At 39.6% G+C, this 15,749-nt stretch carries 12 protein-coding genes; 4 read left to right on the plus strand and 8 right to left on the minus strand.

The window, feature by feature from the left end; genetic code table 11:
- Window positions 1–90 precede the first annotated feature (90 nt).
- Complete coding sequence (gene tsf, locus F991_RS08355; RefSeq protein WP_004670562.1) at window positions 91–969, plus strand: translation elongation factor Ts; 879 nt, start codon at window positions 91–93, stop codon at window positions 967–969.
- 220 nt (window positions 970–1,189) lie between these two features.
- Window positions 1,190–1,816, plus strand: a complete 627-nt coding sequence (locus F991_RS08360; RefSeq protein WP_004670564.1) for a hypothetical protein — start codon at window positions 1,190–1,192, stop codon at window positions 1,814–1,816.
- A 137-nt stretch (window positions 1,817–1,953) separates the two neighbouring features.
- Here F991_RS08360 and F991_RS08365 read toward each other — a convergent pair whose 3' ends face one another.
- From F991_RS08365 to gloB, 8 genes are all read right to left on the minus strand, one after another.
- Complete coding sequence (locus tag F991_RS08365; protein WP_004670566.1) at window positions 1,954–3,180, minus strand: multifunctional CCA addition/repair protein; 1,227 nt, start codon at window positions 3,178–3,180, stop codon at window positions 1,954–1,956.
- A gap of 95 nt (window positions 3,181–3,275) precedes the next feature.
- Window positions 3,276–5,546, minus strand: a complete 2,271-nt coding sequence (locus F991_RS08370) for an NADP-dependent malic enzyme (protein ID WP_004670568.1) — start codon at window positions 5,544–5,546, stop codon at window positions 3,276–3,278.
- A 219-nt stretch (window positions 5,547–5,765) separates the two neighbouring features.
- On the minus strand, window positions 5,766–8,615 hold the full coding sequence (locus F991_RS08375) for a sensor domain-containing protein (RefSeq protein WP_004670570.1): 2,850 nt from the start codon (window positions 8,613–8,615) through the stop codon (window positions 5,766–5,768).
- Window positions 8,616–8,723: 108 nt separating this feature from the next.
- The gene (locus tag F991_RS08380) at window positions 8,724–9,446 is read right to left on the minus strand and encodes a 16S rRNA (uracil(1498)-N(3))-methyltransferase (RefSeq protein WP_004670571.1); all 723 of its coding nucleotides are present in this window, start codon (window positions 9,444–9,446) and stop codon (window positions 8,724–8,726) included.
- Between the two features lie 22 nt (window positions 9,447–9,468).
- Window positions 9,469–10,305, minus strand: coding sequence for a methylenetetrahydrofolate reductase [NAD(P)H] (metF, locus tag F991_RS08385; RefSeq protein ID WP_004670573.1), 837 nt, complete (start codon window positions 10,303–10,305; stop codon window positions 9,469–9,471).
- Between the two features lie 134 nt (window positions 10,306–10,439).
- Window positions 10,440–11,822, minus strand: coding sequence for an adenosylhomocysteinase (ahcY, locus tag F991_RS08390; RefSeq protein ID WP_004670575.1), 1,383 nt, complete (start codon window positions 11,820–11,822; stop codon window positions 10,440–10,442).
- A 293-nt stretch (window positions 11,823–12,115) separates the two neighbouring features.
- On the minus strand, window positions 12,116–12,322 hold the full coding sequence (locus tag F991_RS08395; RefSeq protein WP_004670577.1) for a hypothetical protein: 207 nt from the start codon (window positions 12,320–12,322) through the stop codon (window positions 12,116–12,118).
- A 299-nt stretch (window positions 12,323–12,621) separates the two neighbouring features.
- Window positions 12,622–13,353: a hydroxyacylglutathione hydrolase gene (gene gloB / locus F991_RS08400; protein WP_004670578.1), complete on the minus strand. Its 732-nt coding sequence runs from the start codon at window positions 13,351–13,353 to the stop codon at window positions 12,622–12,624.
- A gap of 522 nt (window positions 13,354–13,875) precedes the next feature.
- On the opposite strand from gloB, the gene F991_RS08405 reads away from it, so the two are divergent.
- Together F991_RS08405 and F991_RS08410 are read left to right on the plus strand one after the other, a co-directional pair.
- On the plus strand, window positions 13,876–14,859 hold the full coding sequence (locus F991_RS08405) for a hypothetical protein (RefSeq protein WP_004670579.1): 984 nt from the start codon (window positions 13,876–13,878) through the stop codon (window positions 14,857–14,859).
- Window positions 14,853–15,719 (plus strand): arginase family protein, encoded by an 867-nt coding sequence (locus F991_RS08410; protein WP_004670580.1) that lies wholly within the window; start codon window positions 14,853–14,855, stop codon window positions 15,717–15,719. The genes F991_RS08405 and F991_RS08410 overlap by 7 nt, the downstream gene beginning before the upstream one ends.
- The last annotated feature ends 30 nt before the right edge of the window (window positions 15,720–15,749 follow it).

A 15,749-nucleotide genomic window follows, 5' to 3' on the forward strand; every position in this document is an offset into this window, starting at 1 on the left:
ATTAAAGCGTCGAGATTGCAAACGGCCCAGAGTTTCTTTGGGCCGTTTTTGTTGAACAGATTTATTTTCTACCGATTTTAGGAGATCAACATGACTGCAGTTACTGCGAGCATGGTAAAAGAATTACGTGACCGTACTGGTCTTGCGATGATGGAATGTAAAAAAGCATTAACAGAAGCAGGCGGCGACATCGAACTTGCGATTGATAACCTTCGTAAATCAGGTCAAGCAAAAGCTGCTAAAAAAGCAGGTAATATTGCTGCTGATGGCGCGATCACGATCATTCAAAACGGTAACAAAGCGATTCTTGTTGAAGTTAACTGTCAGACTGACTTCGTTGCTAAAGACGAAAACTTCAAAAACTTCTCTGATAAAGTTGCTACTGCTGCACTTGCTGCTGGCGAAACTGATGCTGCAAAAATTGCTGAACTTAAGCTTGAAGACGGCGCTACAGTAGAAGAAGCACGTGTTGCACTTGTTCAAAAAATCGGTGAAAACATTCAAGTTCGTCGCGCTCAAATTGTTGAAGGCGAAAACTTGGCTGTGTACAAACACGGTTTAAAAATCGGTGTTGTTGTTGCTTACACTGGTGATGCTGATACTGGTAAAGGTATTGCAATGCACGTTGCTGCATTCAACCCAGTTGCTGTAAATGCTGAAGCTGTTTCTGCTGACTTGATCGCTAAAGAGAAAGAAATTGCTGAAGCGAAAGCATTAGAATCTGGTAAGCCTGCGAACATCGTTGAGAAAATGGTAACTGGTTCAATTGAAAAATATTTGAACGAAGTTGCGCTTGATCGTCAAATGTATGTAATCGATAACGACAAAAAAGTTGCTGATGTATTGAAAGCGACTGGTACAGTTGTTGTTCAATTCGTTCGTTTCGAAGTAGGCGAAGGTATTGAGAAGAAAGCTGAAATGAGCTTTGCTGACGAAGTTGCTGCTGCTCAAGCTGCTGCTGCTCAATAATTTTTACTGAATAAGTAAAAGTTATAAAAGCCCAGTCATTTTTGGCTGGGTTTTTTATTGGAAATAAAAATTCATTTTAGGTAAGCCAATACCAGAACATGTCACAAAAGAATTTTTCGATCTTATTATAAATAAATGCGTAATGGATGAAAATTAACCCCATCTTCATTAAAAACTCAATATATTGGGCTTAACTATACAGATTGCTTTGGAGCTGGATATGTCTAAACCTATACTAAAAATTATTTTCGGTGCACTTTTTTTGTCATGCTTACCTCTAACCGTTTATGCAACGGTTGGTGGACCACAGCATATAGAAGTTTTAGGGTTGGATCGAAAGGCCCAAAAGATTTATCTGATGCGACATTTTGAAGACGGTCGGGGTCGTTTACCTCAACTCTATTATTATCAATTAAATAGTGCTAATCCGACTAAACTTATTCAGGTTCATTCGCTTTATCTCAACCCTAAAACTAAATTAATTGATTATGATCAAGAGAGTACGCAATTTGATAGAGAAATTAAGAAAATTCAAAAGCGTTTACTTTCACTTCAACCTGTACACAACCGTAATGCTCACATTCAAATATTAACCACGAAAAAGGGAACGGCAGAGGCATGGTATGACCCACAAGAATCTATTGATAAATGGTCTTATCAATATCGGGTTAAAAGCTTCCGTCTAAAAAGTACATTACAAACAGCTAACACTTACAAGCAAGGGTTGAATATATCTAAAGTCTATAAAGTGCCTCACAGTAATAATGTGCTTGTGACAGTCAAATACCTTGGTATCCCTTTTGAAACGGGTTATAGCATTGAAGATCCAATATTATTGACTAAATAATAGACTTCTTTCATAAATCCCTTGCGAAACTTCAATCGTTCCTCATTCTCTCTATAGGAGAAATATGCAGGGTTATGAAAGGGTCTAATATAAATTTTAAACTGCTTCGTCGCACAACGATGGCGTGTTAAACGGGTTTATTCTTCGTGCTGTTCCTTAAATTTTGCTAATGCCTCAATACGGTATTGAATCAACATTTCGCCTATTTCAGGGCCTTTAATATGTTCAGGTAAATCTTGTGCCCGAATATGTCTAACGATTTCCATCGCATCTAGCAGATATTGTGCCTGAGGATATGGGCGGTGTTCTAAACCCAAACGACCTTTGGCATCGCATTCACAGGCTTGAACAAAAGCTTTAGCTTTTTCAGGTCTACGCAGTACATCTAAGCGTTGTAAAAAGCGCCATAACGTACCGGGTTTTAGATTTTTGACTTGATGACATTTCAAATGTTCTTTGCATACGGTGAGCGCTAGATTTTTAAGATAGCTAGGTACTTTTAAGCGATCACACACATCAGTCACGGGCTGTATGCCGCGTTCTTCATGCATAATATGTCTTGGTAATTCTTCAACAGGGGTGAGTGCTTTGCCTAAGTCGTGCACAAGTACAGCGAAGCGCACATCTAGCGCATAATTTGCCTGACATGCTTGTTTCAGTGCCATAAGTGTATGAATACCACAATCTATTTCAGGATGGTATTCAGGGCGTTGTGGTACACCAAATAAGGCATCGAGTTCAGGAAATAAGATTTTTAAAGCACCACAGTCTTTGAGTATTTGAAAATACACATCTGCATGATCTTCCATTAATGCCCGAGAGGTTTCTTTCCAGACGCGTTCTGGAGTAAGGGCATTTAATTCGCCTGATTGCGCGATGTCTTGCATGAGTTGCAGTGTTTCATCCGCAATTTTAAAGTCATACGCCGCATATCGTGCAGCAAAGCGTGCAACTCGAAGTACGCGAAGTGGATCTTCGGTAAAGGCATCAGAAACATGGCGAAGAATTTTTTGACGAAGGTCTTTTTGTCCACCATAAGGATCATAAACCTTGCCTTGTTCATCCATTGCCATGGCATTGATGGTTAGGTCTCGGCGAATCAAATCTTCTTCTAATTTAACACTGGTGTCTGAAAAGCATTGGAAACCATGATAACCAACTCCAGATTTACGTTCTGTACGTGCGAGTGCGTATTCTTCTTTTGTTTTGGGATGTAGAAATACAGGAAAGTCTTTGCCAACAGGTTGATAACCTTCGGCGAGTAATTGCTCTGGCGTTGCACCAACCACAACATAATCTTTTTCGTGATAGGGATGCCCAAGTAAATGATCTCGAACAGCACCGCCTACTAAATAAACTTGCATGAAAAAACCTCTATTCTTCACACAATCATGCTACAGAATAGAGGTTTTCTCAAGCACTAAGCAAAGCTTTTCAGCAAAAGCTTTGCTTGTGGCGGTTAGTTTTGACTTTGTTGAATTTCAGCAACAGTCAATGCAGTCATGTTGATTAGACGGCGGGTTGTTGCTGTTGGGGTGAGGATATGAACTGGTTTGGCTGCACCCAATAAAATTGGTCCAATCGTCACATTGTTCCCAGATGTTGCTTTCAACAAGTTAAAAGAAATGTTTGCTGAGTCTAGGTTTGGCATGATCAATAGGTTAGCTGAACCTTTATAGCGTGAATTTGGAAAAGCAAAGTGACGGATGTTTTCGTCAAGTGCTGCATCTCCATGCATTTCACCTTCAACTTCTAGTTCAGGCGCTTGTTCTGTAAGTAAGCGATAGACTTCACGCATTTTTTGAGCGCTAGAATCAAGTTGATCACTACCAAAACTTGAATGGGAAAGCAGTGCAACACGTGGTGTGATACCAAAACGACGTACTTCTTCCGCAGCTAAAATGGTCATTTCAGCAAGCTGTTCAGCCGTTGGGTTGGTATTCACATAAGTGTCAGCAATAAATAGGTTGCGATCTTCAAGCATCAACGCATTTAGGGTAAAGAAAGTGCTGCGACCTTCTTTTAAACCAATGACATTTTTAACGAAATCTAAATGGATATCGTAGCTTGCATAAGTACCACAGAGCATACCATCGGCTTGACCGAATTTAACCAGTAAAGCTGCGATCAGGGTTGAGCGGCGACGTGTTTCACGCTGTGCATACTCTACTGTCACGCCTTTGCGCTGCATGGTTTTATAGTAATCTTTCCAAAATTCCTCGTATTGAGGATTTTTTTCTTGATCAACGATCTCGATGTTTACACCGTGTTGTAAACGCAGACCTAATTTTTTGATATTTGCTTCAATTACCGTGGTACGGCCGACTAAAATTGGTTTAGCCAAACCTTCATCAACTGCGATTTGTACTGCACGTAATACGCGCTCGTCTTCACCTTCAGCGTATGCAATACGTTTAGGGTCAGTTTTCGCTTGAGCAAAAATTGGTTTCATTAAGAACGCTGAGTTATACACGAACTCAGAAAGTCTTTGACGATATGCAGAGAAATCTTCAATTGGACGAGTTGCAACACCAGAATCCATTGCTGCTTTAGCAACCGCAGGTGCGATTTCTAAAATCAAGCGCTGATCAAGTGGGCCAGGGATCAAGTAATCACGGCCAAATGATACTGATTTTTCACCATAAGTAGCAGCATCAGCTTCTACGTGCGCCATACGTGCAATCGCATGTACACATGCAATTTTCATTTCTTCATTGATGGTGGTAGCGCCGACATCTAGTGCACCACGGAAGATATACGGGAAGCAAAGCGCATTATTAACTTGGTTTGGATAGTCCGAACGACCTGTCGCCATAATGACATCAGGACGTACTTCATGTGCATGTTCAGGCAAGATTTCTGGATCAGGGTTAGCGAGTGCAAAGATAATCGGATTTTCAGCCATTTCTTTAACCATTTCTTTGGTTAAAATACCTGCTGCCGAAAGACCCAAGAACATATCCGCACCAGCAATCACTTCATGCAATTGTGTTGCTGCGATGTCTTGTACGTAACGCTTTTTCGACTCATCAAGTCCTTCGCGTGAAGTAGTGAGAAGACCGCGAGAATCAGCAACAGTGATATTGGCTTTATTCACACCAAGAGCACAAAGTAAATCTAAGCAAGATAATGCCGCAGCACCTGCACCAGATGCTACAATTTTGATTTCATCAATTTTCTTATTTACGATTTGCAAAGCATTTAATAATGCAGAGCCTACGATAATACTGGTGCCGTGTTGATCATCATGAAACACAGGAATCTTCATGCGTTCACGAAGCTTCTTCTCGATATAGAAGCATTCAGGTGCTTTGATGTCTTCTAAGTTGATACCACCAAATGTTGGTTCTAATGCTGCAACGATATCGACGATTTTGTCTGGATCATTTTCTGCGATTTCGATATCAAATACATCGACACCAGCGAACTTTTTGAAAAGTACGCCTTTACCTTCCATTACAGGTTTTGATGCTAAAGGACCAATGTTCCCTAAACCCAGTACAGCTGTACCATTACTCACGACGGCGACCAGATTACCACGTGCTGTATATTTGGCAGCAGTAGAAGGGTCTCGTTCGATTTCCAAACACGGAGCTGCAACACCAGGAGAATATGCAAGCGCTAGATCTCGTTGGTTAACGAGCTGCTTGCTAGGTGTCACACTGATTTTTCCCGGAGTAGGAAATTCATGGTAATACAAAGCGGCCTGTTTTAAAGATTGATCGTCCATCTGAGTCTCGATTGTTCCGATAATAATCAGCCATATAGGGGGCTAATTACTATATTAAGATAAGTGCACAAGAATATAGCACTAGTTCATGCTTTCGCCCAGTCAAAAAAGCTTATTTTCACTGAACGAACATGCTTATTGACAATTCATAACGAGCTTAAAATAAACTGCCAAAATGCTTAAAATCCACCCTTAAATGGAAGTTTTTGCGGTTGACAGTTAGGTATGCTGTTGTAAATATTCAGTCGCATGTATTGCTGTTAATGGTCTAGCAAATAAGTAACCCTGCAATATGTCACAGTTTTGGCGTTTCAGATATTCGCTTTGCTGCTCAGTCTCAACGCCTTCAGCCACAACTTTTAGGCCAATCGTTTTACCCATTGCAATCATGGCATTAACTATCGCGTCTTGTTTTGCATCGCCGATTTTTGAGATAAAAGCACGGTCAATTTTCAGAGTGTCTATTGGGTATTCGGTTAAATAAGCAAGGGAAGAGTAGCCTGTGCCAAAATCATCAAGCGCTATTGAAATATGGCGTTGTTTGAGGGCTTGTAAAACGACTTTTACACTTTCTGTATTTTCTAGAAAAGCAGACTCGGTAATTTCTAACTCAAGATTCTGCCCTGAAATTGAATACTGAGCTAGGATAGTATCAATATCATGAAGTAGTTGCCCACGTAAAATTTGTTGTACCACGATATTGACTGCAATATGAATGTCAGCGAAGCCGAGTTCTTGCCATATATGCAATTGCTTAGCTGCCTCATGCAGGACAAATTGTCCAATATCAGAAATAAGGCTGGTACTTTCTGCTAAAGGAATGAATATGTCAGGCATGATCAGGCCTTTAGTTGGGTGCTCCCAACGGATGAGGGCTTCAAAGCCATCAATTTGATCATTTTGGGCGATAATCTTTGGCTGATAATAAACGACGAGTTCATTGTTTTGAATCGCTTTTCTTAAGTCGAGTTCTAAATCTGAATATTTGGCGGTTAGACTCGCTCTTTCATTTGAATAATAGCGAATGGTGTTCCCACCCAAGCGTTTTGCTTCGTTGAGGGCCTGTTCTGCATGGGTATTTAAATTATCAACTTGACGCCCATGCTCTGGAAACATTGCAACGCCCACAGAAATACTGACCAAATATTCTTGGTCAGAGATATAGAAAGGTTGGCAAAAGTTTTCAACAATATTATTGCATAGTTGATGAATAGGCGGATGTAATGGTGACATCTCATAAATAATGGCAAAATCATCAGCGCTTAAGTGTGCAACCAAAAGGGCGTCGATATTGCTAACACGTAAACGTTGAGCAACTTGTTTTAACAGTTCATTGCCTGCTTGATTGCTAATCAATTCATTCAATGTGCGGAAACGATCTATGTTCAAACGAATCACAGCAAGGTGCTGAATAGATGCGTCACTGATTAAATACTGATGAAGCTGCTGTTGATAATAAAAACGATTCGGCAGGTCTGTTAGCGTATCGTAGTTGGTTAAATAAGATAAACGTTGCTCTTGATGTTTACGTTCGGTTTGATCCGAAACAATGCCGATATAATTGATGACTTGGTCTTGTTCATTTTTGACGGCATTGATATGAATCCACAGGAAACATGACTTTCCTGAATGATATGTCTCTTGAAACTCTCCTTCATACTCATATTCTTCGCTTAATGTGTCGAGTATCGAAAGTTGGAAGTTTTGATGATGTGGTTTATTTTGCTTGGTAATGTCAAACAGGTGTTTATTTAAAATAGCTTGCTTATCTAATCCTGTCATTTGTTCGTATTTGGGATTAACTTCAACATAGTTAAACTGTTCGTCCAAAATAAATATGCCTTCAGACGCTTGTTCAAAAACACTGGCAGAAAGCTTCAAGCGTTCTTGATCTTTACGTTCTTGATTGATATCTCGATAGACACCAACCATACGTAAAGGTTTTCGATTTACAGGATCTCTTTGAATCACTTGTCCAACATCATGTATCCACGACCATTCGCCATTTGGACGCTTAATACGAAAAGTCTCTTCATATCGTGCTATGTGTCCATATAAATGACCATATAAGGTGTTTTTTACACGTTCAATATCATCAGGATGGGTGATCTTGTGCAACAGCGCATAGTGGTTATCTGAGTCGCGTTTAACAGGTTTACTATGTGTGTTAGTTATTCCTATGGTCTGATTTTCTAGATTCCATTCCCAAGGGTGGATACCCGCAGTTTCATGTGCAAAGGCAAGGTTTTGTCGGTGTTCTTCTAAGCTTTCATTCATTTGGGTGAGATCAAAAGTACGATCACGAACTTTTTGTTCCAATAAATGATTATTAAATTGTAATTGTGCTTCTATATCTTTGGATTTATTGATTTCTCGCTGTAGCTGCTGACATAGTTCTTCAGTCCATTGATTATGTCGTTCAGAAACATCCATCAGTTGTTTGTTTTTTTCAAGTACGCCTGAAAGACGTTTATGGATTTTATAAGTTGCTTGTGCGCATAGTAATGTTACAAAGAAAGTTGAGTAATACGCGAGATAGAACAGCGTCTGGTGATGATCACCAAATAGAATTTGTGAAATAATGAGTGGAACAATACTGGGAATAAAAAATAGTAAAAAATATCGAATATGCTGGGTTAAAAATGTTAGTGCAATGATATGTGATGTCGTGAGGAGCAAGGCGGTTAAGATTGAAATATGTGAGTTTGTTAGGTTGGGTACATCATTGATGAGATAATAATTAATAATGATAGAGTTAGCGCCGAGCAATAAACCCGCAAAAAAACATATTATTTGAAATAAATAGTTGGTTCTTTTTAAGAAAAGTGGGGATGAGGTGTGTTGTAAAGAGAATCGACATAGAAAAAAGAACAGCAGAAAAACAATTAGAGTAATAAAGATCCAAACAGTGAAAATGTTGGGACTAAAAGAGTAGAAAACACCAAACAACACATAATCTAAAAGACAAATACAGAGTACACTGAGCACAAAAGTACGGATATGGCTAGAACAATTGATCAAATCCGTATAAATAGGTGGCGGTGAATCTTGCTTTTGAACCCCAGACATACAACGAATAATCCTTTTCATTTTTCATGCCTACAGCTTTTATTTTTGTAAGCAGAGTTGAGTGCATTTAAATTAACGCTAAACCCAATGGAAAGCAATCCACATATATCATTTGATGGAAAAGTGATAGTTCAAAATAGACAAAGCCACAACCGGAGCAGTTTCAGTTCTTAAAACACGGTCGCCAATGCACCAGTTTTTGAACTGGTTTTGATTTGCAGTTTCGATTTCAGTTTCACTGAGGCCACCCTCAGGACCGATTAATAATGCTAAATCGGGTGAACTGTCTAATAATACATTTTCTTGAGTTTTGTTTGGTGCTAAAACAAAGCGAGATGGCGGGAGTTGGGCTGACTTGACCCAATCGATTAATGCGATAGGAGCTAACACCTCTGGAACTCGGTTCATGCCACATTGTTCACATGCGGCGATGGCGACAGATTGCCAATGCTCTAATTTCTTTTGATCACGATCGTACTTGAGTCGCATTTCGCAACGTTCGCTAGTCAAGAGTTGAATCGTTGTAACGCCAAGTTCAGTCGCTTTTTGAATCGCATAATCCATGCGATCGCCTTTACTCATGACTTGACCTAAAACAATTTGAAAAGGGGGCGTGCGATCAATTGGATCAAAATGATCAATGGATACCAATGCATTTTTCTTATTGATTTCAGTCAGTGTTACAACGTATTCACCACCTTTTCCATTAAAAAAGATGGCTTGTTCTTGTTCTTTTGCACGTAATACCCGTACCCAATGGTGAAACACCGATTCCGTTAATTCAATGGTATTGCCAGTATTTAATTCGGTTTCGATATAAAAACGATTCATGCTTGGATTAGGCTCGTACAAATTAGTTTAAACCAAGATCAACAACCAGTTGTTGAGTTGGCTCTGTTTGATTCATTGAATAGAAGTGAAGTGATGGTGCGCCACCAGCGATTAAACGTTCGCAGAGTTTCACAATGACTTCATGGCCGAATGCTTTGATACTTTTACTGTCATCTCCATAAGCTGCAAGCTGCTTACGAATCCAACGAGGAATTTCTGCACCCGTACCATCAGCAAAGCGGATCAAATTACTCGCATTGGTAATCGGCATAATCCCAGGAGCAACGGGGATATTCACACCCGCTTTATCAAGACGTTCCATAAAATAGAAATAAGCATCAGGATTAAAGAAGAACTGTGTAATCCCTGCATTTGCACCAGCATGTACTTTTTCAACGAAACGTTGAATATCGACATCAAAGCTTTCGGCTTGAGGATGCATTTCAGGATAAGCAGCAACTTCGATATGAAAGTGATCACCCGAATATTCACGGATAAAGCGCACGAGGTCCTGAGCATATGGAAGCTCACCTAGGCCAACCTGACCTGAAGGTAAATCTCCGCGTAATGCCACGATGCGATCAATACCTTGAGACTTGTATAAGTCTAAAAGCTCAGCAATACGTGTTTTATCATCACCAATACAAGATAGGTGAGGTGCAACAGGCGTACCACTGCCATTGAAATCATGAATTGCAGCTAAAGTTCGTTCACGTGTAGAACCACCAGCGCCGTAGGTAATCGAGAAAAACTCAGGATTCAATCGCTGTAATTCTTGGTGAACAGTACGTAGTTTCTCCGCACCTACATCAGTTTTTGGTGGGAAAAACTCAAAAGAAATAGGAACACGTTTGGTCATTTCAAATCCTTTTTTTTATTTCTTTTCACTTCCCCTAAATCCCCTCCTTAACGGAGAGGACTTTTTGATACTCATTAGGGTAACGAATATCACCTCTTCCTAAGGGAGAGGGCTAGGGAGACGGGTACTAAAACTTAGTATTTATAAGCGTCAGCTTTGAATGGACCTTCAACAGGAACGCCTAAGTAATCCGCTTGCACTTGAGTCAATTGAGTTAATACACCACCAAAACCAAGGACCATGGCAGCAGCAACTTCTTCATCTAATTTCTTCGGAAGTACTTCTACACGGATTGCAGCTTGCTTTTGATCAGCAGCTAGATCTGCAAATTTCTCAGCGAACAAATGCATTTGACCTAATACTTGGTTTGCAAAAGAACCATCCATGACGCGTGATGGGTGACCAGTTGCATTACCAAGGTTAACCAAACGGCCTTCAGAAAGAAGGATCAAATAATTACTTTCATCTTCTGAACGATATACTTGGTGTACTTGTGGTTTTACTTCAACCCACTTATAACCACGTAAATATGCGGTGTCGATTTCTGTATCAAAGTGACCGATGTTACATACGACTGCACCCGCTTTTAAGCTATCGAGCATTGCAGAATCACAAACATGGTAGTTACCTGTTGTGGTGACAACAAGGTCAGTATTGCCTAATAGGTCTTGGTTGATGTCTTCTTTATTACCTGTTTGTACGCCATTTTTATATGGAGAAACAACTTCGTAACCGTCCATGCATGCTTGCATTGCACAAATTGGATCAACTTCAGTAACACGAACGATCATGCCTTCTTGACGTAAAGATTGCGCTGAACCTTTACCTACGTCACCGTAACCGATAACCAATGCACGACGACCAGAAAGTAACATGTCAGTGGCACGTTTAATGGCATCATTCAATGAATGACGGCAACCATATTTGTTGTCGTTTTTCGATTTTGTAATCGAGTCATTCACGTTGATCGCTGGCACTTTAAGAGAACCATCTTTCCACATTTCCAACAGACGTTGAACACCTGTTGTGGTTTCTTCGGTAATACCGTGGATGCGTTCTAAAAGAGCAGGGTATTTTTCATGAACAAGTGCAGTTAAGTCACCGCCATCGTCCAAGATCATGTTGGCAGCCCAAGGCTGACCATTGACATTGATTTGTTGCTCTAAACACCAAACATATTCTTCTTCAGTTTCACCTTTCCAAGCGAATACAGGAATACCGCGCGCAGCAATTGCAGCAGCAGCGTGATCTTGAGTAGAGAAAATGTTACATGATGTCCAACGAACTTCAGCGCCTAACTCGATTAAAGTTTCGATTAAAACGGCAGTTTGGATTGTCATATGAATACAACCCAAGATTTTTGCGCCTGCAAGCGGTTTAGCCGCAGCATAACGCTTACGTAAACCAATCAAGGCTGGCATTTCAGCTTCAGCAAGTTTGATTTCTTTACGGCCGTAGTCAGCAAGTGAAATATCGGCAACTTTATAATCTGTAAATGAAGCATTCACCGCGTTCATCAGGATCTCCTAGAAAAAATAGTATGGATCGTTTTGTTCGCGGATGCCGTTGTCTTGGAAGCATTGCTTCTTACGCCGAGCCTAGCAAATTGATTTTTTGTGCCAATCAATTGTCGCAGCATCCCTCGACTAGGGCATTATCATACTTGGAAATCGGTTGAGTTCCAATGAAATTTTGAATGAGATGGTTAGAAAGTAGGGGATTAAATATAGGCGAATATATCATTAAAAAATTTATATAGACGCTTTAGGGTTTCTTATCCATTTGAAACCCTAAATTCTAAAACTGACCATTACGCTTTCAAGTGATCTTCGAATTCTTCACCGAGCTGCATTGCTAAAGAATTTCCAGATAAATCACAAGTGACTAAACCATATTCTTTTTTAAAACTAAAAGTAAAACCCCGATTATCTGTCAGATTTTTAACTGAATATCCTAACTTTTCCAACCAAATACGAAAAGCCAATAAATTTTTTGCTTTAACAACTCTGTTTTTCATAGCCGAACTCCTTGTGAACCTGTATTCATTAATAAGGGTTGCTTAAATTTTTTTAAAGGGGGATTGCATAGATTTATTTTGCTACATGTAAATAATGTAAAAATAGAGTAATTTTTAAGTATTTTGTTCTAATTGAATTTGATTTAAGTGTCTGTATTTAATTGTGAAAAATATACTTGTGTATTTGAGTAAGTGGTTTCAAACTTAAAATTAATTTAATTAAAAATGTAAAAAATAATTTCATTTTCCAGTTTGGTTCTATGTGAAAAATGAAATCATTTTTTATTTGATCGAATCTGTTAAAACTCATCTTTCAGGCTGCGGATTCGAGCAAAATCCTCGGCACTCTCGGTGCGTAAGAAAGGATTGGTTTCTAGTTCCAACTCAATGCTACTAGGTAGCGTGATTTGATCAGATTCTCTTAATGCTTTGACCTGTTTTATACGCTCTTGTAGTGCAACATTGTTCGGTTCAATGGTGAGCGCAAACTCAGCATTTGCGAGCGTATATTCATGGGTACAATAGACTTTGGTTTGGATTGGCAGCGCTGCTAGACGATTTAAAGAATGATACATTTGTTCTGCTGTACCTTCGAACAAACGTCCACAACCCATTGCAAACAGGGTATCACCGCAGAATAGACTGTCAATTTCTTCAATAAAATATACGATATGACCTAAGGTGTGTCCCGGTGTCGCAATGATTTCAATCTTTAAATCATTGAAATGGAAATGGTCATTGTGTTGCAGTGGATTTGAGATGAAAGCAATTTTACTCAATTCGTCACGTGGGCCGTATACGGGAAGATTATTGTTTGCGGATAACTCTGCTACACCATTGGTATGGTCTGGATGCCAATGGGTGAGCCAAATTTGCTTGAGTTGTAACTGGTGTTGTTCGCAGAAATCACTGACCAGACTGGCTTCAGTAGGGTCGATCGCAATAACTTCATTTGAGCGAGTATCTTCCAATAACCAGATATAGTTTTTTAAGGCATTTTTTACGTCAATTACATGAATCTTATAATGCATAGCCGATTCCTAAACCTTTCGTCATGTGGTTATTTGAAGCTGTCGATAAACGCTTTTTAGAGCTCCTAGTGTAAGTGCAAATGCGTAACAGTGCAAAACTGCTGTTGATGAACATCGCGTAAATATGACTTTTTTGGGCAAATTTTGACAGCTTAAATCAGGGTGGATTTTTATCATTGACAAGCTAGGTGTTTTACATAAAGATGAGATAAAAGCCATATAAGTTAATGGTTTATATTGTTTTCAATGGCGTTAAATAGATCGCATATTAGACGGTGTTCATAAATCCCTTTTGTTTCTTATGGTGAGAGAAAGACTAAGAGGGTATGAATAATTATGAAAGAGCTCTATTCAATATCATCAAAATGAAGGGATTTATCCTGTTGAAGTATCGAGTGTTGATTTAGGGTAAGGGGATGTGCCATTTGCTAAGATGGCATTGAAAAAGACAAGTTATTGTAAATAAATATAATTTAATGAGCGTAAAGCGGAAATAAATCACAATAAGACAGAGAGGGAATCATGTCAGATTTGGTCGATCATGAAGTGGTCGTTATCTTTAGAAAATATTTATGTCCTCTGTCTGCCAAACTTACAGAAATGCTCAACGAACATTTTAGTCATCAAACCGAGCGGCGTGGTTGTGGATATACCCAAGCAACACGTGTGATCGCAGAATTTGTTTCGCAACCTCGCGATGCGCTTGGTTTTCAGGATTTTCGTATTTTTGAAGATTATGAAACTAAGGCTTTGAAAAGTATTTTGAATCAAGCATCTTCCTATGGTTTGGAACTAACGAGTTGGCGGAACCTAGATATAAACTCAGATGTCCAGCAATGCTTAGTGCGTTTGAGTCCACAGGAATTATTTGCGAAAAACTTGCAGCAGCAAGTCGATTTTCAAGCGAAGCTCAGAAGTATTCATCAATATGCCGAGCTGGAGGAAAGCGTACTGATTTGTCAGTTATTGGCAGATATTATTCTTCCTCAAAGTGCCAAAAATGACTTGATTGAATGCAATGCTTTGCCAGAAAAGCCCAAAGTGGGTTCTTGTCCAATGGCTGAAAAATTCTTTCTTCGAATTGCACATCATCGGTTGCTTAGACAGGGCGAGATAAATATTTTTGTTGATGAGCATGAACAACCGATTATGATGGAAAAAATGAATATGGGGGACAATCACTCCTGTATTAGCCTTGTTTCATTATTGATGAATGGGGTTCGTTTACCAGCAGGCAGCCTTTTTTCAGCAAATTATGAAATTGAGCCATTAGAAAAGCATCAAAATAAACACTATAAAGGACATGTGATTCCGATTTCTGCGATCAATGGATTTTGGTTTTTGAGATTAACGACTTTAGCCGTTTCACCGAAAAATCGTGCCCGTGCGTTTGGTTATCACTTTAAGCAACAGGTGGATAACGGATTATTTAGACCTGATATCACTGAACTGGGGCAGCTTATGGAAATCGCTCAAGGTCAAATCTCTATAGGACATCCATGCTAAAAGCTTGTTATTCACCACGCTATTATGCGCAAACGCATACCAATAGCATGGAAAAATTGACCGCAGTTGCGGATGTGCTTCGTGCGAATAAAATGGCTGAGTTGATTGATCCGGGCACTATTGAAATTGATATTTTGAAAAAATTGCATAACCCTCAATATGTTGATGCATTTGTTGCAGGTGACTCAAGTTTTGCAACTGTACAAGGGTTTAAGCCTTGGAATGTACAATTACGAGATGCAATTTTATCGGTTCAAGCTGGGCAACTGCTTGGTGCTGAAATTGCGTTAAAAGAAGGGGTTGCTGCGAATATTGCGCAAGGTTTTCATCACGCCAGTTATGAGTCGGGTGCTGCCTACTGCACCTTTAATGGTTTGGCTTTGGTTGCGAAACAGCATCCTGAAAAACGGATTTTTATTTTAGATTGCGATCAGCATGGTGGCGATGGCACAGCCGTATTTGCGAACCGAATGACCAACCTTGTGAATTTTGGAATCTTTGGTATTCGCTTCGGTTGTAAGGCGAGTGAACGCAGTTTGACTCGCTATATTCATCCCAAGCAAGGCAACTTCGATTTATACCGTGAGGCTGTTCTAGAGGCATTTCAATATGCTTCGCGCTGGGATACTGATTTAATTATTTATCAGGCAGGTATGGATTGTCATCAGCATGACCGCTATGGTTCAAAATGGTTCACGACAGAATTACTGTTTGAACGAGATCGTTTGGTCTTTGAAATGGCAAAGAAAATGAATATTCCATTGCTGTTTGTTTTGGCTGGAGGATATCAACCCTTAGCTGATCTCGTTCCTTTACATGTCAATACATTTAAGGCTGCGACTGAAATCTATTTTCCATAAAAATACTTGAGATAAAAAAAGCCCTCATAT

The sequence above is a fragment of the Acinetobacter sp. CIP-A165 genome (genome assembly GCF_000367985.1).
Classification (GTDB): domain Bacteria; phylum Pseudomonadota; class Gammaproteobacteria; order Pseudomonadales; family Moraxellaceae; genus Acinetobacter.

Excerpts from the sequence above, each read along its gene's own strand:
- gloB (WP_004670578.1), bottom strand. The coding sequence starts at position 13,353 with ATGCATTATAAGATTCATGTAATTGACGTAAAAAATGCCTTAAAAAAC.
- F991_RS08395 (WP_004670577.1), bottom strand. The coding sequence starts at position 12,322 with ATGAAAAACAGAGTTGTTAAAGCAAAAAATTTATTGGCTTTTCGTATT.
- F991_RS08370 (WP_004670568.1), bottom strand. The coding sequence starts at position 5,546 with ATGGACGATCAATCTTTAAAACAGGCCGCTTTGTATTACCATGAATTT.
- F991_RS08380 (WP_004670571.1), bottom strand. The coding sequence starts at position 9,446 with ATGAATCGTTTTTATATCGAAACCGAATTAAATACTGGCAATACCATT.
- ahcY (WP_004670575.1), bottom strand. The coding sequence starts at position 11,822 with ATGAACGCGGTGAATGCTTCATTTACAGATTATAAAGTTGCCGATATT.
- metF (WP_004670573.1), bottom strand. The coding sequence starts at position 10,305 with ATGACCAAACGTGTTCCTATTTCTTTTGAGTTTTTCCCACCAAAAACT.
- F991_RS08410 (WP_004670580.1), top strand. The coding sequence starts at position 14,853 with ATGCTAAAAGCTTGTTATTCACCACGCTATTATGCGCAAACGCATACC.
- tsf (WP_004670562.1), top strand. The coding sequence starts at position 91 with ATGACTGCAGTTACTGCGAGCATGGTAAAAGAATTACGTGACCGTACT.
- F991_RS08375 (WP_004670570.1), bottom strand. The coding sequence starts at position 8,615 with ATGTCTGGGGTTCAAAAGCAAGATTCACCGCCACCTATTTATACGGAT.
- F991_RS08405 (WP_004670579.1), top strand. The coding sequence starts at position 13,876 with ATGTCAGATTTGGTCGATCATGAAGTGGTCGTTATCTTTAGAAAATAT.
- F991_RS08360 (WP_004670564.1), top strand. The coding sequence starts at position 1,190 with ATGTCTAAACCTATACTAAAAATTATTTTCGGTGCACTTTTTTTGTCA.
- F991_RS08365 (WP_004670566.1), bottom strand. The coding sequence starts at position 3,180 with ATGCAAGTTTATTTAGTAGGCGGTGCTGTTCGAGATCATTTACTTGGG.